General features: G+C 33.2%; 19 protein-coding genes and 2 tRNA genes. 11 read left to right on the top strand and 10 right to left on the bottom strand.

Going from position 1 to position 19,076, the window contains the following annotated elements; translation table 11 throughout:
- Positions 1–3: 3 nt before the first annotated feature.
- The gene (locus tag LPB248_RS07450) at positions 4–435 is read right to left on the bottom strand and encodes a DUF1573 domain-containing protein (RefSeq protein ID WP_129748767.1); all 432 of its coding nucleotides are present in this window, start codon (positions 433–435) and stop codon (positions 4–6) included.
- 159 nt (positions 436–594) lie between these two features.
- Between LPB248_RS07450 and mutS the strand changes: the two genes are divergently transcribed.
- From mutS to LPB248_RS07430, 4 genes are all read left to right on the top strand, one after another.
- On the top strand, positions 595–3,201 hold the full coding sequence (mutS, locus tag LPB248_RS07445; protein ID WP_177210872.1) for a DNA mismatch repair protein MutS: 2,607 nt from the start codon (positions 595–597) through the stop codon (positions 3,199–3,201).
- Between the two features lie 162 nt (positions 3,202–3,363).
- A tRNA-Gly gene (locus LPB248_RS07440) sits at positions 3,364–3,436 on the top strand.
- Between the two features lie 15 nt (positions 3,437–3,451).
- Positions 3,452–3,537, top strand: a tRNA-Leu gene (locus LPB248_RS07435).
- Between the two features lie 354 nt (positions 3,538–3,891).
- Positions 3,892–4,275: a DUF1508 domain-containing protein gene (locus tag LPB248_RS07430; protein WP_177210871.1), complete on the top strand. Its 384-nt coding sequence runs from the start codon at positions 3,892–3,894 to the stop codon at positions 4,273–4,275.
- A gap of 121 nt (positions 4,276–4,396) precedes the next feature.
- On the opposite strand, the gene LPB248_RS07425 is transcribed toward LPB248_RS07430, so the two are convergent.
- Positions 4,397–4,612 carry a hypothetical protein gene (locus LPB248_RS07425; RefSeq protein ID WP_008467260.1) on the bottom strand — a complete coding sequence of 72 codons (216 nt, stop codon included), beginning with the start codon at positions 4,610–4,612 and terminating at the stop codon, positions 4,397–4,399.
- Positions 4,613–4,929: 317 nt separating this feature from the next.
- Positions 4,930–6,159, bottom strand: coding sequence for a 3-deoxy-D-manno-octulosonic acid transferase (locus LPB248_RS07420; RefSeq protein ID WP_177210870.1), 1,230 nt, complete (start codon positions 6,157–6,159; stop codon positions 4,930–4,932).
- A gap of 136 nt (positions 6,160–6,295) precedes the next feature.
- Here LPB248_RS07420 and LPB248_RS07415 point away from each other — a divergent pair, with 136 nt between their 5' ends.
- From LPB248_RS07415 to LPB248_RS07395, 5 genes are all read left to right on the top strand, one after another.
- Positions 6,296–7,429 (top strand): DegT/DnrJ/EryC1/StrS family aminotransferase, encoded by a 1,134-nt coding sequence (locus tag LPB248_RS07415; RefSeq protein ID WP_177210869.1) that lies wholly within the window; start codon positions 6,296–6,298, stop codon positions 7,427–7,429.
- 3 nt (positions 7,430–7,432) lie between these two features.
- Positions 7,433–7,873 carry a nuclear transport factor 2 family protein gene (locus LPB248_RS07410; RefSeq protein WP_177210868.1) on the top strand — a complete coding sequence of 147 codons (441 nt, stop codon included), beginning with the start codon at positions 7,433–7,435 and terminating at the stop codon, positions 7,871–7,873.
- A 15-nt stretch (positions 7,874–7,888) separates the two neighbouring features.
- Positions 7,889–8,905: a UDP-glucose 4-epimerase GalE gene (gene galE / locus LPB248_RS07405; RefSeq protein ID WP_177210867.1), complete on the top strand. Its 1,017-nt coding sequence runs from the start codon at positions 7,889–7,891 to the stop codon at positions 8,903–8,905.
- Positions 8,906–8,982: 77 nt separating this feature from the next.
- Complete coding sequence (locus LPB248_RS07400) at positions 8,983–9,888, top strand: DMT family transporter (protein WP_177210866.1); 906 nt, start codon at positions 8,983–8,985, stop codon at positions 9,886–9,888.
- Positions 9,889–9,995: 107 nt separating this feature from the next.
- Complete coding sequence (locus LPB248_RS07395) at positions 9,996–10,970, top strand: integrase core domain-containing protein (RefSeq protein ID WP_177210027.1); 975 nt, start codon at positions 9,996–9,998, stop codon at positions 10,968–10,970.
- A gap of 198 nt (positions 10,971–11,168) precedes the next feature.
- On the opposite strand, the gene fabD is transcribed toward LPB248_RS07395, so the two are convergent.
- Together fabD and LPB248_RS07385 are read right to left on the bottom strand one after the other, a co-directional pair.
- A complete protein-coding gene (gene fabD, locus LPB248_RS07390) occupies positions 11,169–12,041 on the bottom strand; it encodes an ACP S-malonyltransferase (RefSeq protein WP_177210865.1) in 873 nt (290 codons plus the stop codon).
- Positions 12,042–12,112: 71 nt separating this feature from the next.
- On the bottom strand, positions 12,113–12,475 hold the full coding sequence (locus LPB248_RS07385) for a DUF983 domain-containing protein (RefSeq protein WP_177210864.1): 363 nt from the start codon (positions 12,473–12,475) through the stop codon (positions 12,113–12,115).
- 95 nt (positions 12,476–12,570) lie between these two features.
- Between LPB248_RS07385 and LPB248_RS07380 the strand changes: the two genes are divergently transcribed.
- Complete coding sequence (locus LPB248_RS07380; RefSeq protein ID WP_177210863.1) at positions 12,571–13,434, top strand: helix-turn-helix domain-containing protein; 864 nt, start codon at positions 12,571–12,573, stop codon at positions 13,432–13,434.
- A 188-nt stretch (positions 13,435–13,622) separates the two neighbouring features.
- On the opposite strand, the gene LPB248_RS07375 is transcribed toward LPB248_RS07380, so the two are convergent.
- The 3 genes from LPB248_RS07375 to LPB248_RS07365 form a co-directional block, all read right to left on the bottom strand.
- A complete protein-coding gene (locus LPB248_RS07375; protein ID WP_177210862.1) occupies positions 13,623–14,156 on the bottom strand; it encodes a YceI family protein in 534 nt (177 codons plus the stop codon).
- Positions 14,157–14,438: 282 nt separating this feature from the next.
- A complete protein-coding gene (locus LPB248_RS07370; RefSeq protein WP_012023810.1) occupies positions 14,439–14,669 on the bottom strand; it encodes a (4Fe-4S)-binding protein in 231 nt (76 codons plus the stop codon).
- Positions 14,670–14,835: 166 nt separating this feature from the next.
- Positions 14,836–15,552 (bottom strand): pirin family protein, encoded by a 717-nt coding sequence (locus tag LPB248_RS07365; RefSeq protein WP_149208427.1) that lies wholly within the window; start codon positions 15,550–15,552, stop codon positions 14,836–14,838.
- Positions 15,553–15,925: 373 nt separating this feature from the next.
- Between LPB248_RS07365 and LPB248_RS07360 the strand changes: the two genes are divergently transcribed.
- Positions 15,926–16,900 carry an integrase core domain-containing protein gene (locus LPB248_RS07360; RefSeq protein ID WP_177210027.1) on the top strand — a complete coding sequence of 325 codons (975 nt, stop codon included), beginning with the start codon at positions 15,926–15,928 and terminating at the stop codon, positions 16,898–16,900.
- A 274-nt stretch (positions 16,901–17,174) separates the two neighbouring features.
- On the opposite strand, the gene LPB248_RS07355 is transcribed toward LPB248_RS07360, so the two are convergent.
- Both LPB248_RS07355 and LPB248_RS07350 read right to left on the bottom strand, forming a co-directional pair.
- Positions 17,175–17,534, bottom strand: coding sequence for a hypothetical protein (locus LPB248_RS07355; protein ID WP_177210861.1), 360 nt, complete (start codon positions 17,532–17,534; stop codon positions 17,175–17,177).
- Between the two features lie 6 nt (positions 17,535–17,540).
- Complete coding sequence (locus tag LPB248_RS07350; protein WP_177210860.1) at positions 17,541–19,022, bottom strand: helix-turn-helix domain-containing protein; 1,482 nt, start codon at positions 19,020–19,022, stop codon at positions 17,541–17,543.
- Positions 19,023–19,076: the final 54 nt, after the last annotated feature.

Below are 19,076 nucleotides of genomic sequence, written 5' to 3'. Positions count from 1 at the left end.
AGATTAGCTTTTTACTGGATCTGGTAAAACAGTACCTTTAATAGTAAGGATTTTTGTAGGTTGTCCTTCTGCGTTAGAAGTTACAGTTACAGTTTTTGTAAAAGCACCAACTCTGTCAGTAGCATATTTTACACCAATAACACCTTTAGCTCCTGGAGCAATTGGTTCTTTTGGAGTAGTAGGAACTGTACATCCGCAAGATCCTTGAGTGTTTGTAATGATTAATGGTTTTGTACCATTGTTAACAAAAACGAACTCACGTTTTCCATCTGCATTATGAGCGATAGTTCCGTAATCAATAGTTTCAGTTTCGAAAAGCATTCCTGCTCCTTCAACTTTTGCAACTTTAGCTGCTTTAGCTTTTTTAGTTGTTTGTGCATTCGTAACTGTGATACCAGCAACAGCTAACATAGCGAATAAAATTATTTTTTTCATCTTTAAGGGTCTTTTTTTAAATGATAAACAAAGCTATATAAAAAACTTAAACCACAACCTAAAAATGTCTTAAAAATATTTTAATTTTTGAAGCTTTCGATTTGCCACCAAAAAATCATAAATTCGCTGTCTTAATTTTTTCATTTAAAATATAATAATTTGGCAGCTAAAGAGAAAGTGGTGAAGGAAACACCTTTAATGAAGCAGTACAACGAAATCAAGGCTAAATATCCTGATGCATGTCTGCTTTTCAGAGTAGGAGATTTTTATGAAACCTTTGGAGAAGACGCCATTAGAGCTTCTAAAATTTTAGGGATAACCTTAACTAAAAGAGGAGCGGGTTCTGATACTGAAACAGCATTGGCTGGGTTTCCGCATCATTCTGTAAATACTTATTTGCCAAAATTGGTAAAAGCTGGACTTCGTGTTGCAATCTGCGATCAGTTGGAAGATCCAAAAATGACAAAGACCATTGTAAAAAGAGGAGTAACAGAGCTTGTAACTCCTGGAGTTTCTTTAAACGATGAGGTTTTACAATCAAAATCGAATAACTTCTTAGCATCTGTTTATTTTGCGAATAAAAATATCGGAATTTCTTTTTTAGATGTTTCTACAGGAGAGTTTTTAACAGCTCAAGGGAATGCTGAATATATTGATAAATTATTGCAGAATTTTAACCCAAGTGAGGTTTTAGTGCCAAAGAATAATAAAGGCGATTTTAAAACTGCTTTTGGAGAAGATTTTCATAGTTTCTATTTAGAAGATTGGATCTATAAAGAAGATTATGCATTAGAAACTTTGACAAAGCATTTTCAAACTAATTCTTTAAAAGGATTTGGTGTCGAAGAATTGAAAGAGGGGATTATTGCTTCCGGAGCAATTTTGTACTATTTGTCAGAAACGCAGCATAATCGTGTGCAACATATTACAGCGATTCAGCGTATTGCAGAAGATGCTTACGTTTGGATGGATCGTTTTACGATTAGAAACTTAGAATTATATCATAGCTATAATCCAAATGCGGTTACACTTTTGGATGTTATTGATAAAACACTTTCTCCAATGGGAGGACGTTTACTGAAGCGTTGGCTGGCTTTGCCATTGAAAGATGCGAATAAGGTAAAAGGCAGGCATGAAGTTGTGGCTTATTTAAAGTCAAATCCTGAAATCCTTCATAATATTCAATATCAAATCAAGCAGATTTCAGATTTAGAACGTTTAATTTCTAAAATTGCTGCTGGAAAAGTTTCTCCTCGTGAAATCGTGTATTTAAAGGAATCTTTGGATGCCATTATTCCAATTAAAACTCTTGCGTTGGAAAGTCCGCAGGAGGCGGTGAAAGTTATTGGAGACAGTTTGCATGCTTGCGATTTACTTCGTGAAAAAATTAAGACTACACTGAACCAAGATGCTCCAGTTGCCATTTCGAAAGGAAATGCTATTGCGAGTGGAATAAATGAGGAACTAGATGAGCTTCGTGCAATTTCGACTTCAGGAAAAGAATTTTTAGAAGGAATTGAAAAAAGAGAATCTGAAAGAACTGGTATCTCGTCATTGAAAATTTCTTTTAATAATGTTTTCGGATATTATATTGAAGTTAGAAACACACATAAAGATAAAGTTCCAGAAGAATGGATTCGTAAACAGACTTTGGTAAATGCGGAGCGTTATATTACCGAAGAATTAAAAGAATACGAAACTAAAATCTTAGGAGCTGAAGAAAAAATCTATAAAATAGAAAGCGAGCTTTTTGAGCAATTAGTAGCTTGGATTTCTACTTATATCAAGCCGGTTCAAATGAACGCGTATTTGGTTGCGCAATTAGATTGTTTGTGTTCGTTTACGCAAATGGCTGTCGAAAATCAATATGTGCAGCCCGAAATAGATGATACATTTGAATTGGATATCAAAAACGGAAGGCACCCTGTAATTGAAAAACAATTGCCAGTTGGAACGCCATATATTGCCAATGATGTTTTCTTAGACAGAGAAACACAGCAGATTATTATGATTACCGGACCTAACATGTCGGGTAAGTCGGCTATTTTAAGGCAAACGGCCTTGATTGTGCTTTTGGCTCAAATGGGAAGTTTTGTTCCTGCTGATAGTGTTAGAATGGGAATCGTAGATAAGATTTTTACTAGAGTAGGAGCTTCAGATAATATTTCGATGGGAGAATCTACTTTTATGGTAGAAATGAACGAAACAGCTTCTATTTTGAATAACCTATCAGATAGAAGTTTGGTATTGTTAGATGAGATTGGAAGAGGAACCAGTACTTATGATGGAATCTCGATTGCTTGGGCAATTGCCGAATTCTTGCACGAACATCCAGGAAGAGCTAAAACGCTTTTTGCTACGCATTATCATGAGCTGAATGAAATGACAGAATCGATGCCGAGAATCCAGAATTTCAATGTGGCCGTAAAAGAGCTTAAGGATACTGTTTTATTTGTTAGAAAACTGGTAAAAGGGGGAAGCGCTCATAGTTTTGGAATTCACGTGGCTAAAATGGCCGGAATGCCTCAATTGGTTATTTCAAAAGCGCAAAAGCTTTTAAAGAAATTAGAAAAGAATCATTCAAGTGATGCTTTAAACGGAATAAAATCGGCAAATGATGAAATGCAGATGAGTTTCTTTAATCTTGATGATCCTTTGCTGGAGGAAATAAAAGAAGAAATTTTAAATCTCGATATTAATGCAATTACGCCAGTAGAAGCATTAATGAAACTGAATGAGATCAAAAGAATGCTGGTTAAAAAATAAAATTTAAAAATTTTTCAAATTTAAACTTTAGGTTATCAGAAAGTTATAAAATAAGTAGATTTTTTTTTGAAAAAACGCTTGTGTAATTGAATAAATGTCCTAAATTTGCACTCGCAATACGAAACAAAATAAGTGTTGCGGTTCTTAATAAAATTTGAAAATGCGAAAATAGCTCAGTTGGTAGAGCGCGACCTTGCCAAGGTCGAGGTCGCGGGTTCGAGCCCCGTTTTTCGCTCTAAAACCATACAATGCTCGGATGGTGAAATTGGTAGACACGCTGGACTTAAAATCCAGTGAACAGCAATGTTCGTGCGGGTTCAAGTCCCGCTCTGAGTACTAAAGCCTCTTCTTTTGAAGAGGCTTTTTTTATTTGCAGACTTGCAGAAAATAAATTTACGCAGTAAATTTATTAGAATCTCAGAATCTCAGAATCTCAGAATCTCAGAATCTCAGAATCTCAGAATCTCAGAATCTCAGAATCTCAGAATCTCAGAATCTCAGAATCTCAGAATCTCAGAATCTCAGAATCTCAGAATCTCAGAATCTCAGAATCTCAGAATCTCAGAATCTCAGAATCTCAGAATCTCAGAATCTCAGAATCTCAGAATCTCAGAATCTCAGAATCTCAGAATCTCAGAATCTCAGAATCTCAGAAAAAAAAATCAACAATCTAATATCTAAATTTTATAAATGGGTGCTTTTGTAATTAGCAAGCGATTTAATGATGAATATAAGTTTACGTTTACTTCTCGAAAAGGGAAGGTTATTTTTACGAGTTTGAGTTATGAGTTGAGGTTTGAGTGTGAAGAGGATATTGAGAAGTTTAAAGCAAATGTAGAGCTTGCGAAATTTTTGAAGTTTAAGGGTTCTGGAGGAAAGTATTTTTTTAAATTGATGTTGGGTGAAGTTCATTTTGCTACAAGTCGAAAATACAGTACGGAATTGCTTTTGCAGAAAGGGATAAAAGAAATTGTAACGTATTCTTCTAGGTCGGAAATTTTGGATTTCTCTTCGAGTGAGTCGATTTTTGGTGATGAGAAGGTTGAGGAAGAAATGGAAGAGGCGGCTGAATAAATAAAAAAAGCGTTCATAATTTATGAACGCTTTTTTTATTGCTTTTGGATTAATGGAAAAATTAATCACAAAAAAAACCATCTAAAAGATGGTTTTAAAATCGTTAGAACTTAGGTTCTAATTATTTTTTTACTTCTTCTACTTTAGCAGCAGCAGAATCAACTTTAGCAGCAGCAGAATCAACAGTTGCAGCAGCAGAATCAACAACAGCAGCAGCTGAATCAACAGCAACAGCAGTAGAATCTACAGCAGGAGCTTCAGCAGCAGCGTCAGCTTTTTTACAAGATACAACAGTTAATACAGCAACAACAGCTAAACTTAAAAATACTTTTTTCATCTTACTTTATTATAAAAGGTTAATTATTAATTCGTGGCAAAGATATAAATTTTTTAATATGTAAAATATTTTTTCACTTTTTTTTTAAAATATTTTCCTTACTCACGTTTATCTTATTTATCAAAGAATATGCCAAAATTATAAATTTTTCTTAAATTATCTAATTTCTAGTCTAAATTATTTTTTATTGAATAATCTTTATGAAAATCAGCTATTTAGTTTCTTAGATTTAGGGTTTGTTTCGTTTTTTAAGAGTATTTAAGCAGAATCACTTTTGCTTATTTCTTCAAATTTAACACCTTTGTCAAATCAAAAGGTTATGAGATGCGCTTCATAATCGTTTCAGTGGCTCCTTTGTTGTCTTGAATAAACGATTTGCAGATTTTGCTTTTTTCTTCTAGAAAGTTTTTATCATTCAATAATTGGTCAAAAACTGCTTTAAGTTCTGCGTTTGTCGATATTGTTAAACAACCGCCAATTTCAACTAAAGCGATAGCTTCTGCAAAATTCGAATAGTTTGGGCCAATTACAATTGGAATTCCAAAAGTTGCAGGTTCTAATATATTATGTATTCCTGGGTTTCCAAATCCGCCTCCTACGTATGCGATTGTTCCATAGCTGTAAATCTTGGTCAAAATGCCAATTGTATCTATTATAAGAACATTATAATTACATAAATCTTTGTTTTCTTTTTCTGAGAATAAAATGGTTGATTTTGTGATCTTCGACAAAAGATCTAAAATTTGATCTGGCTTGATATTATGTGGAGCAATAATGAATTTTACATTTTCAGGAGCATGATTGATATACTCAGCAATTAATACTTCGTCTTTTGGCCATGAGCTACCAACGACAATTGTTGGTTGATTGTTTTTAAAATTCTCTACAAAATCTAAGCGATTGTCTCTTTCTAAAATAGTATTTACACGATCAAAACGGGTGTCGCCAGAAACAATTACATTTTTAAAACCAAGTGATTCTATTTTTTGTTTAGAGCTTTCATTCTGAACAAAAAAATAGGTGAAGGCATTTAATGCTTTTCGATAAAAACCGCCGTACCACTTAAAGAACATTTGATTGTCTCTGAAAATTCCGGAAATTAAATAAGTAGGAGTTTTGCTTTTTTCTAATTCCTTTAAATAGTTTAGCCAAAATTCGTATTTAATAAAAAATGCAAATTCAGGATGAACTAGTTTTAAAAATCTTTTTGCATTGCTTTTAGTGTCAAGCGGTAAATAAATGGTCACATCGGCAACTGTGTTATTTTTACGCACTTCGTATCCAGATGGTGAGAAAAAGGTTATAATAATTTTGTGAGATGGATATTTTTTTTTGATTTCTTCAATTACAGGAAGCCCTTGTTCGTACTCGCCCAATGAAGCAGAATGAAACCAGATGGTTTTATCGTTTGCTTTAATTTTTTCTTCTAAAATTGAAAATACATTTTTTCGGCCTTCAATAAAAAGCTTAATTTTCGGACTAAATAGCGCTACGATTTTTAAGAAAAATCCTGCTATGTAAATGGTTAGATTATATAAAAAAAGCATGTAATTTTTTTTGCAGCTAAATTACATTTCTTTCGACTATTTTCATTGGTTTGAAGCTATTAATAACTATTTTTGTTCTTCCTTTTAAAGATTTCTGTCCGAAAACAGTGTCTTTAATTTTTTAAATACATTCAAAATGAAAAAAATACAAATGGTTGACTTAAAGAGTCAATACGAAAAAATAAAATCTACTGTAGATGCTTCAATTCAAGAAGTTTTAGATACAAATACTTATATCAACGGACCTTTAGTTCATCAATTTCAAAAGAATCTTGAAGATTATTTAGGGGCAAAACATGTTATTCCTTGTGCCAATGGTACAGACGCGTTGCAGATTGCAATGATGGGATTAGATCTGAAACAAGGAGACGAAGTTATTACTGCCGATTTTACTTTTGCAGCAACTGTTGAGGTTATTGCATTGTTGCAATTAACTCCAGTTTTGGTTGATGTTGATTTACATAATATGAACATCGATATTGAAGCGGTTAAAAAAGCAATTACACCAAAAACAAAAGCGATTGTTCCAGTTCATTTATTTGGACGTGCAGCTAATATGGATGCAATTATGGAAATTGCTAAAGAGCATAATTTATATGTAATCGAAGATAACGCTCAAGCAATTGGTGCAGATTATATTTCTAAATCTGGATCAAAAGTGAAAGTAGGTACAATTGGTCACGTTGCGGCAACTTCATTCTTCCCTTCTAAAAACCTAGGTTGTTATGGAGATGGAGGAGCAATTTTTACAAATGATGATAAACTAGCGCACATCATCCGCGGAATTGTAAATCACGGAATGTATGAGCGTTACCACCATGATGTTGTGGGAGTGAATTCTCGTTTGGATAGTATTCAAGCTGGAGTTTTAAATGCTAAATTACCGTTGTTAGATGAGTATAATGCAGCGCGTCGTTTGGCGGCAACAAAATACAATGCAGCTTTTGCTGGAAATGCAAAAATTATTACTCCAGATTTTGATGCAAATGAGAATGATCACGTTTTTCATCAATACGTTTTAAGAATTTTAAACGCAGATAGAAATGCTTTAATGCAGCATTTATTAGATAAAGGAATTCCATGTGCAATTTATTATCCAATTCCATTGCATTCTCAAAAAGCATATTTAGATCCTCGTTATAAAGAGGAGCAATTTCCGGTTACAAATCAATTAGTACAGGAAGTAATTGCTTTGCCAATGCACACAGAACTTGACGACGAACAAATTAAATTTATTACCGATTCTGTTTTAGAATTTTTGAATAAATAAATAATGAAAAGAGTTGGTCTTTTACTTTTAATGATTTTTCTTCAGTTTTCGGTTTTTGCTCAAAAAACGAATTCTAAAGAAGAGAATGCCGTTAGCAGTCAGGTTGAGATTTTGCGTCAGGCAATGATTGATGCTGATGAAGCGAAATTGAAAGCGCTAACTTCCGACAAATTAAATTATGTCCACTCAAATGGTAATTTTCAAAACCAAGCTGAATTTATAGAAGGAATAGTAAGTGGAAAATCTGATTTTGTTTCGATCGATTTTCAGAACCAAACTATAACTATTCAGAACGATGTTGCCATAGTTCGACATGTTTTATCGGCTCATACCAAAGACGATGGAATAGATCGAGATATTAAAATAGGAATAATGCTCGTTTGGCAGAAACAAAAAGGCAAATGGGTTTTAATTGCTAGACAAGCTTATAAATTAACTACATAAAACAACCACAAAAAAATGAAAGTATTAGTAACAGGAGGATTAGGATTTATCGGTTCTCACACCGTAGTCGAATTACAAAATGAAGGCTTCGAAGTGGTGATTATTGATAATCTTTCGAATTCTTCAGAAGATGTTTTAAAAGGAATTACCGCGATTACAGGAAAAACGCCTTTATTCGAGAAAATTGATTTAAGAGAGAAAAGTGCCGTTCGGGATTTTTTTAAAAAACATAATGATGTTACTGGTGTCATTCATTTTGCAGCTTCAAAAGCGGTTGGTGAAAGTGTTGAGCAGCCTTTACTGTATTATGAAAACAACATTAGCAGTTTAGTTTACCTTTTACAAGAATTACAGCAAAAACCTGAAGCAAGTTTTATTTTTAGTTCTTCTTGTACAGTTTACGGTCAAGCCGAAAAAATGCCAATTACAGAAGATGCTCCGGTTCAGGCAGCGATGTCTCCTTACGGAAACACCAAACAGATTGGAGAAGAAATTATTACAGATACAGCTAAAGTTACCAATATCAGCGCTATTTTATTACGTTACTTTAATCCAGTAGGAGCACACGAATCTGTAGAGATTGGTGAGTTGCCATTAGGAGTTCCTCAAAATTTAGTGCCATTTATTACGCAAACTGGAGTAGGATTGCGTCAGGAATTATCGGTTTTTGGAAATGATTATCCAACACCAGACGGAACTGCTGTTCGTGATTACATTCACGTCGTAGATTTAGCAAAAGCACACGTAATTGCTTTACAGCGTTTGTTAAACAAAAAGAACTTGGCAAAAGTAGAAACTTTCAATTTAGGAACAGGAAAAGGAAGTTCTGTTCTGGAAGTCATTCACAGTTTTGAAAAAGTCAGCGGTAAAAAACTGCCTTATAAAATGATGCCTCGTCGTGAAGGTGATATTACTGAAGCTTACGCAAATACAGATAAGGCAAATAATGTCTTAGGATGGAAGGCTGAACTAAGTTTAGACGAAGCAATGGCAAGTGCTTGGAAATGGGAACAAAAAGTGAGGAATAAATAGTTTTTTAAATAAAATTATAAATTTTAAGATCCCAGATTATAGCAATATAGTTTGGGATTTTTTTTAACTGGCATTTTATGAAACAGAATTTAGATTATAAATTAATATTTGCCTTAGCGGCTGTTGGAATTGTTTGGGGTACAACATTTTTAGGAATTAAGGTGGCAGTTGAAACGATTCCGCCTTGGTTTGTAACTTCAATTCGTCAGGGATTGGCGGGATTGATTATGATGACGATTTTATTATTCAAAAAAGAATTAGAATGGATTGGTTGGGAGAATTTCAAACAACAGCTTATTGCTTCGGTTTTAATGCTTGTGATTGCAAATGGTTTTACAACAATTGCAGAGCAGAATATTCCAAGCGGACTAGCATCGGTCATAAATGCGGTGACTCCAATTCTTATTTTCTTGGGTAGTATTATGTTTGGATTGCAAAAAATGAGTTTAAAAGGATTTACAGGAGTGATTATTGGGTTTTCTGGTGTAGTTTTTATTTTTAAAGATGGACTTGTATCGTTTTTAGATGCTAATTACAGAACAGGAATGATGTTTATGGGATTTGCAATTTTGGCTTGGGCAGCAGGGACAATTTATACCAAAACGCATGCTAATAAATCGAAAAACATAACCCTCAATTTGTTTTATCAATTTACAATCGCATCTTGTATTCAGTTAGTTTTGGCTTCAATTTTTTCGCCAAATCCTGACTTTAGTTCGTGGAGTTCAAGAAGTATTTTTGCGGCTTTGTATTTATCAATCTTTGGATCTGTGATTGCTTTCTTCTGTTATAATTATGCTTTAAAACATGTTACAGCGGTTCAAGTTTCTATTTTGTCCTATATCAATACCATAATTGCGGTTTTCTTGGGCTGGTTGCTTTTGGATGAAGTAATTACAATTGATTTTATTATTGCTACAGCTCTTATTATCCTTGGAGTTTTTATTGTGAATTACAAAAAGAAGGAAAAGAAAACTTTATAATGTAAATTCTAAAAGCATATATCTTTTTTATTTTTCTTTTAGTATGTCATTTCTGTAAAGGTTAGATATTTCGGTAACAAAATTTAACTTTAATAAATTTTGTTGCGATGAGAAATAACAGTCAGGATTCAACATTAGAAAGAAACTATTTAGAGAAGTATCGATTTTTGATAAGAGAATATGAGCAGGTAAAAAGTAAAACTCATCCAGTGCATAAAAAGGCGATGGATTTTTATAAGGCAAATGACACCTGCAGAAAAAGTTTCTTAAAGTATTATAACCGCTATAAGCAGAGCGGTAAGTCTTTAGATTTACTGCCTCAAAAACGTGGTCCAAAATACAAGACAAGACGTCCTTTACCTTTTATAGAACAAAAAGTAATTGAATTAAGAGAAAAAGGAAACAATAAATATGAAATTGTTAGTATCTTAAATCCCAGATTAGGAAAACATACACCTTCATATTCTGGAGTTTATAATATTTTAAAACGGCATAGAATAAACAGGTTAACTCCGAAGATTAAAAAGAATCATCAGAAAATAATCAAGGAAAGAATGGGACAGCTGGGTCATATTGATTGTCATTATTTAAGTAAAAGTATAATTCGTGGAGAAAACAAAAAGCTTTATTTAGTCTGTGTAATTGATGATTACAGCCGGATTGCTTGGGCTGAATTAGTTTCAGATATTACCAGTTTAACAGTAATGTTTGCTTCATTAAAATGTTTAAATATCTTAAGCAGCCATTATGAAATAAAATTTGAAGAGATATTATCTGATAATGGAGCTGAATTTGGACCTAAAACAAGCAAAGTAAAAAGCCAGCATCCTTTTGAAAGAATGCTTATGGAATTAGGCATAGTGCACAGATATACAAAGCCATATAGACCACAGACAAACGGTAAAGTAGAGCGCTTTTGGAGAACTCTAGAAGAAGATTTATTAAGAGATACTGATTTTGATTCTCAAGAAGAACTAAAAGAAGAATTATTACAATACTTATATTATTATAATCATGAAAGACCGCATCAAGGTATTGATGGTAAAAAACCGATCGAAATGATAAATCCGTTACCGAAATAAGTGACTTTTACAATTTCGACGAAGGAGAAATCTTCGCAAGTAGCTCGGCAAAGTTTTTGGACTTTCTATGTAGAGTTTCTTACGAAGATTTCTCCTTCGTCGAAATGACAAAAAGCTCTGAAAAATCTATTTTTCAGAGCTTTTTTTATGTGTATTGTTTTTAACTGAAAACTGTAACTGCGACTGAACACTTAAAAATTAAGCATTAGCAACAGCAGCTTCTTTATCAATTTTATTAATCAATCCAGTTAATACTTTTCCTGGACCAACTTCAGTAAACAAAGTCGCACCGTCGGCGATCATTTGCTGAACAGACTGAGTCCATTTTACTGGAGCAGTCAATTGAATGATTAAGTTCTTTTTAATTTCATTAGCATCAGAAACTGCGCTTGCAGTTACGTTTTGATACACTGGGCAAATAGGAGCAGAGAAAGTAGTTGCTTCAATTGCAGCAGCCAATTCTTCTCTCGCTGGTTCCATCATTGGAGAGTGGAAAGCTCCTCCAACAGGTAAAATTAAAGCACGTTTTGCTCCGGCAGCTTTCATTGCTTCACAAGCTTTTTCAACAGCAGTAGTTTCACCAGAAATTACTAATTGTCCTGGGCAGTTATAGTTTGCAGCAACTACGATACCGTCAATAGAAGCGCAAACTTCTTCGACAACATTATCAGCTAAACCTAATACAGCAGCCATTATAGAAGGAGTGATCTCGCAAGCTTTTTGCATTGCAAGAGCACGTTGAGAAACTAATTTTAAACCATCTTCAAAAGATAAAGTTCCGTTAGCAACCAAAGCTGAAAATTCTCCTAATGAGTGCCCTGCAACCATTTCCGGTTTAAAATCCTCTAAAGTTTTCGCTAAAATAACAGAATGTAAAAATACTGCAGGCTGTGTAACTTTAGTTTCTTTTAGTTCTTCGGCAGTGCCTTCAAACATGATATCTGTAATTCTGAAACCTAATATTTCATTAGCTTTTTCGAATAATTCTTTGGCTAAAGCCGAATTTTCATAAAGGTCTTTACCCATTCCTGTGAATTGTGCACCTTGACCTGGAAATACGTATGCTTTCATTTGTCTAATTTGTTTTTTATTTTTTTGGAATTGAAAATTAGCTTCAATTGAAAGGCAAAAATAATACTTTTTTATTTCGTATAATCCTTAAACATGTAAATCCATGCTAATCGTGAAAATCGTAGATTGAAAGAAGTGAGCAAAGTAATCACAACAGCAATAATTGGAATGATTCGTAAATCGAAATTTTTCTCAAAGAAAAACTGTGCAATACAATAGGTGGCAATTCCTTGAGCGACTGTTAATCCGTAGTTTACATACATGGCGCCAAAGAAATAACCAGGTTCTTTTTGGAATTTATAATTGCAATGACTGCAGTATTCATTCATCTTTGGAAGACGAAAAGTCAGAAAAATATTTTTGTCTGTAAAGACTTTTCCTTTATGACAAACAGGACATTCGTTGCTTAAAATATGAGTTAGTGCATTTGACATGACTTTGATGTTTTTTATTTGCACAAAGGTAATTCGGAGTAGAATAAAAGTCTTTTTAGTATCTTCGCTTATTATAGCATAATAAAGACATTTTTATGAAAAGATATCCGATTTATAGTGTTCAGAATTTTAGCTGTAACGACATTCATCGCGATTTTTATGTGAATACTTTTAAAGAACATTTGAAAAGTCACAGTTTTGTCGAAGAACCGCATCGTCATGACTCGTATTTAATGGTTTTTTTTACAAAAGGTTCAGGATTGCATGAAGTCGATTTTGACCAGTTCGAAATTAAAAGAGGAAGCCTTTTTGTGCTACAGCCTGGACAAATGCATCATTGGAATTTATCTAAAGACGTTCAAGGTTTTGTAATTATCTTTTCACAGGAATTGTACAATCTGTATTTCGGACAGAAAAAAATCAACGACTATAGTTTTTATCACTCCATTCAAAACCGACCAGAAATGGTTTTTGAAGAAAAAGAAATCCCGAAAATCCAACCTTATTTCGATTTACTGATTCAGGAAAATAGCCAAGACAATAAATATCAATTAGATAAATTGTTGAATTTACTAGACTGTATTCACATCGAAGTGGCAAGAAAATATGGCGAAACGTATTCACATCAAACGCATTCTTACAATATCAAAATCAATAAGTTTGAATCACTTTTAGAAGAATATTTCAGAACTGAGAAATTGCCTTCGTTTTATGCAGAAAAACTAAATATTACACTGAAGCATTTAAACAGAATCTGCAACGAAATCCTTCAAAAAACAGCAACAGAAGTTATTACAGACCGAGTAATTCTGGAAATAAAAAGAATGCTGATCGACAAACAATTAGCAGTAAATGAAGTAGCATTCAAAGTCGGTTACGAAGATTATTCATATTTCTCTCGTTTCTTCAAAAAACAAACCGGAATGTCGCCGACTGAATTTAGAAACACGGTACGTTGATTTTTTATAGCCACGAATTCAAGAATTTTATTTGCCACAGATTAAAAAATCCAAATAATTATTTTAATCTGTGGCATTAAATATTTTCAGTGTTTAGGATAAATAAATTCGTGAATTCGTGGCTATAAAAAAAGCCCTGCAAAATGCAGAGCTTCAATAACCAACCAATTAAATCCGAGAATGCTTAATTAGGCTTGTTTTACAAATTGTAATTCAATGTTCAAACGAACTTCTTCTCCAACTAAAACACCACCTGTTTCAAGAGCCGAGTTCCAATTTAAACCCCAATCTTTACGATTGATTTTTCCTTCTATGCTTAAACCTACTTTTGTATTTCCCCAAGGATCAGTCATGATTCCGCTAAACTCAACTGGGAATTTTACTGTTTTAGAAACACCTTTGATGTTTAAATCTCCAGTTAATTCAAATTCACCATCGTTGATTTTTTTGAAAGAAGAAGATTTGAAAGTTAATTTTGGATGATTTTCAGCATCAAAGAAGTCACCGCTTCTTAAATGTCCGTCACGATCTGCATTTGCAGTATCTACTGAAGCGATATCAGCAGAAAAACTGAAATCTGCATTATCAAAACTATCTCCTTCTGTGATTGCAGAAGCTTCATAAGTTCCAAATTTTCCTGAAACATTTGTAAACATCATGTGTTTAACTTTAAAACCAATTTCTGAGTGAGTTGGGTCAATTGACCATTTTGTAGTTGCCATAATTTTATTTTTTTAAATATTTAATTTCATTTTGATAGGACAAAGTTACGGTGACAGTTGTCCTGAAGCACTTAACCTAGATTAAGAAATAAAAAATGTGATGTTTTTTGCCACAGATTACACAGATTAAAAGGATTAAAAGAAATATTGCCACGAATTTCCACAAATTTCAATTCAATTTATTTCGAGCAATTGCTACGCCTGTTCGCTATCGCTCAAGTCGTGGCGAAAAAAATCAATTTAATCCTTTTAATCTGTGGCGAAAAAACTAATGCTTAAAGCTTAGCTTTTGTTATTCATATAAAATGTCAGCGCTCCCGACGGACATTTATTAACAGTAGAAATTATTTTCTCAGTTGTAGACTGCTCTGGTGTAATCCACGGTTTTTCTTTTGGGCGAAAAACATCCGGATTGTTTTTGACACAATTTGCCGAGTGAATACATTTTCCAGATTGCCACACAATCGTAACTTCTCCGTTTGTATATTCTTTAGTGAGGTTGTTTGGATTCATGGTTTAAAATTTTAAGGATTAGTTTTAATTTTAAAGTCAGACCAATTTTCTTATTTATAAAGTTAGTCTTTCTTTTTTAAAATTGAGCAAAAAAAGAAACGATAATAGTCTGATTTTCAGATTTATTATCGTTTCGAGGTACAGGTATTAATTGTTTTTGTTTGAATTAATAATTCATCGGAATGTCCATTAATAAAAATTCAGCGTCTGTATTTGCTTTAATATTCAACGTATCAGTTCCTGAAATTCCAACCGCATCACGAGTATTTAATTCTTGACCGTTGATGGTTACATTTCCTTTTAAAACGAAAGCATAAACTCCGTTTCCTTCTTTTTTGATTTTATATTCTGTTGCAGTTCCTGCATCAAAATTCCCCATGTTGAACCAAGCATCTTGGTGAATCCAAACACCTTCGTCATCGGCATTTGGAGATAAAACTTGTGCCAATTTATTATGTCTGTCAGCAACGTTTAAAGTAATTTGCTGGTAACGTGGTGTAACGTTTCTTTTGTTTGGAAACAACCAAATCTGCAACAGTTTAGTCTGCTGATCTGCATTCGGGTTAAACTCGCTATGTTGAATTCCAGTTCCGGCACTCATTACCTGAATGTCTCCGTTTTTAATAACTTCAGTATTTCCCATACTGTCTTTGTGAGCCAAATCACCTTCTAACGGAATTGTAATAATTTCCATATTATCATGAGGGTGAGTTCCAAATCCCATTCCAGCAGCAATTGTATCGTCATTCAAAACACGAAGTGCTCCAAACTGAATTCTATCTGGATTGTACCAGCTCGCAAAACTAAAGCTATGATAAGCGTTTAACCATCCGTGATTTGCATTTCCTCTTGTGTCTGCTTTGTGCAATACTATATTTTCCATGATTTTGTCTTTTATTGATTTTGATAGTACAAAGATACAGCCGATGTAAACGAAAAGCACTTAATGTAGATTAAGAAAAGATTCTGAGGTTTTAAGGTGCTGAGATACTAAGTTTTTTTCTGGAGCAGAAAGAATCGTTTTCAAAAGACGTTTAGTCCCGCTATCCGTTACAATCTTTTGTGGTGAACCCCACCACAAAAGGATTTCCACTTCTATCGGGGCTATGCGAGAAGTTTCATTTTTATAAGAAGGTTCAAAGGTGCAAAGTTGCAGAGGTACAAAGGTTTTACCTCAAAGTAATCGCATGGTTTGTCATTTCTGTAAAGGTTAGATATTTCGGTAACAAAATTTAACTTTAATAAATTTTGTTGCGATGAGAAATAACAGTCAGGATTCAACATTAGAAAGAAACTATTTAGAGAAGTATCGATTTTTGATAAGAGAATATGAGCAGGTAAAAAGTAAAACTCATCCAGTGCATAAAAAGGCGATGGATTTTTATAAGGCAAATGACACCTGCAGAAAAAGTTTCTTAAAGTATTATAACCGCTATAAGCAGAGCGGTAAGTCTTTAGATTTACTGCCTCAAAAACGTGGTCCAAAATACAAGACAAGACGTCCTTTACCTTTTATAGAACAAAAAGTAATTGAATTAAGAGAAAAAGGAAACAATAAATATGAAATTGTTAGTATCTTAAATCCCAGATTAGGAAAACATACACCTTCATATTCTGGAGTTTATAATATTTTAAAACGGCATAGAATAAACAGGTTAACTCCGAAGATTAAAAAGAATCATCAGAAAATAATCAAGGAAAGAATGGGACAGCTGGGTCATATTGATTGTCATTATTTAAGTAAAAGTATAATTCGTGGAGAAAACAAAAAGCTTTATTTAGTCTGTGTAATTGATGATTACAGCCGGATTGCTTGGGCTGAATTAGTTTCAGATATTACCAGTTTAACAGTAATGTTTGCTTCATTAAAATGTTTAAATATCTTAAGCAGCCATTATGAAATAAAATTTGAAGAGATATTATCTGATAATGGAGCTGAATTTGGACCTAAAACAAGCAAAGTAAAAAGCCAGCATCCTTTTGAAAGAATGCTTATGGAATTAGGCATAGTGCACAGATATACAAAGCCATATAGACCACAGACAAACGGTAAAGTAGAGCGCTTTTGGAGAACTCTAGAAGAAGATTTATTAAGAGATACTGATTTTGATTCTCAAGAAGAACTAAAAGAAGAATTATTACAATACTTATATTATTATAATCATGAAAGACCGCATCAAGGTATTGATGGTAAAAAACCGATCGAAATGATAAATCCGTTACCGAAATAAGTGACTTTTACAATTTCGACGAAGGAGAAATCTTCGCAAGTAACTCCGCAAAGATTGAAATTATAAAATGATTTTTTGCTTCAGATTAATCGTATGGTTTGTCATCCTGAGGAACGAAGGATCGCACAAGAAATTCCGCCTGCATAATCGCCAATCTTTGTCGACTTCCGAGTGTGATCCTTCGTTCCTCAGGATGACAAGATTACGTTGAGTAATTGTATTGAAAGAAATAATCTTTAGGACTTAGGGGCATTGCGAGATTATTAAAAAACTTTTACTTAATCCTAACTAATTTCCCTTTTCCAACCACTTCATCAAGATAATTAGTAGAAGAACTTTTCTTGTCATGCATAAAAAAAGGAATAGTATCTTTTTCGATTTGATCTTTTGAAATACTTATAACTAAATCCGTATTAATGAAATTATCCAATACTATTTTGTTGCCATAAGAAACTTTTCCTTTTGGTAGATATTTGTTATCGAAGGCAAAAATGCTGTCCTTAAAAGTAATTTTATCTTTTTGGATATAAGTATTGTCCTCTTCAATCAAGTAATTGTAACGGCCAATAAGTTTGTCTGTTTTCTGAGTAAAACTAATTAAAAACAGTGTAGTTATTAAGGCAAAATATTTCATGGCATTCTAGCTATATTGATTCATAAATTGCTGTACAACAGCATCGGTATTCTCATGTCGTTTTTTTCTTTCTAAAACAATTGGCGGTGCTGTTCTTTCCAGACAATCCTGAACAGCACAGGTTTCGCAAGTTACACCAACAATTCGTTTCACCAAAGGTTTTCCATCAATGACCTTGAATTTCTTTTTCATTGTCGGATTAATTAAAATTCCAACCGAAATACTTCGAATAGTATCATGTAAAAAAGGATCTTTTGTAGCCGATGAAAATACTAGATATTCGTTTCCGCTATTCGCATAACTGGAAATTTGCGCATCAAAAAAATGAGATTTATTTTGTTTGATAGCTTCATCAATTGTTTTTACCGAAACCCATCTTCTGCAATAATGCTCGTTGGTTTCGTTGGCGTGCGGTTCCTGTTGATGTGTAATGTGTAATTCTTTATTAATTTGGTAAACATCAGAACCAATACGGTGAGATAATCTTAAAAAGAATAAATTTTTCAGCTGAAAATCTTTCGGTAATAAATTGGTCAATCGTTGATAAAAAGATTCAGGCGAAACTTCAAAACTTTCAATTAATTGAACAAATTCTTCAGGTTTCGGATTCTCATTTTCTAAAAAAGAATTGATTTTATCCACCACTAATTTTCTCGGTAATAATAGAGCACCGGCAAAATAAGAAGCGTAAAAATTATGCAGAACCTGATCGAAATTTTCAAACTTAATCCAACTGAAAGTCAGTAAACGATCGGATATTTTTAGATAGTTATAAGCAATTTCTTTAGCTAAAATAAAAGCTTTCTGCGGAGCATCAAGTTCAGTTGAAAGCAATAAAGTTCTGCTTTTTGGAACATAAATCGAACGCAAATCGCCCAAAGCTTCCTGATCTGTAAACGCTATTTCTCTGATGTTGTATTCGTATTCTTCTTTTAAAATTGCTTCCAGTTCTTCAATGCTAATTTTAGAATCTAAATTAATTTGAAAAGACTTCGAAAATGCAATTACTTTTTCTTCTAAATCTTCAAAATAATTGCTGTGCGCTTCCTGATACGAACGCAAAGCGGCTAAAAAGAAACTTTCACGACTTAAATTATAATGCTGTGCAATTTCGATAATCGTACTGATAAAAGCATTGACTTTTGCCGGAGCATTGGCTATAATATCAATTAAATCGGCTTCCTGAATTCCGAAAAGTTCCAGCGGAATTTCTTTTAAAATACCTGATTTTAAGATTTCGCCAATAGGAGCGAGGTTGTTATCGAGTTTTAAAGACACCATTTGGTCATAGGTCACGTCCAAATGTTCGCAGAGTAATAAAATTTTATCTGTTTTTGGATATTTTTTCCCCTTTTCAATCTCGTTTAAGTACGATTTTGAAAGATTGGTCAATTTGGCCAAGCCAAAAAGTGACAGATTTTTTTGGGTGCGGACTTGCTTCAGTTTTAATCCGAAGATCAGCTTTATATAGTCTTTTTCGATATCCATGAACCAAATATAGGTATTCTAAAAATAATCGCCAAAAAATTATTTTTCATTTTT

It is taken from the genome of Flavobacterium sp. LPB0248, from assembly GCF_013388355.1.
GTDB lineage: Bacteria > Bacteroidota > Bacteroidia > Flavobacteriales > Flavobacteriaceae > Flavobacterium.
The sequence above is the reverse complement of the archived record's forward strand: the minus strand, read 5'-3'. Positions and strand labels throughout refer to the sequence as shown.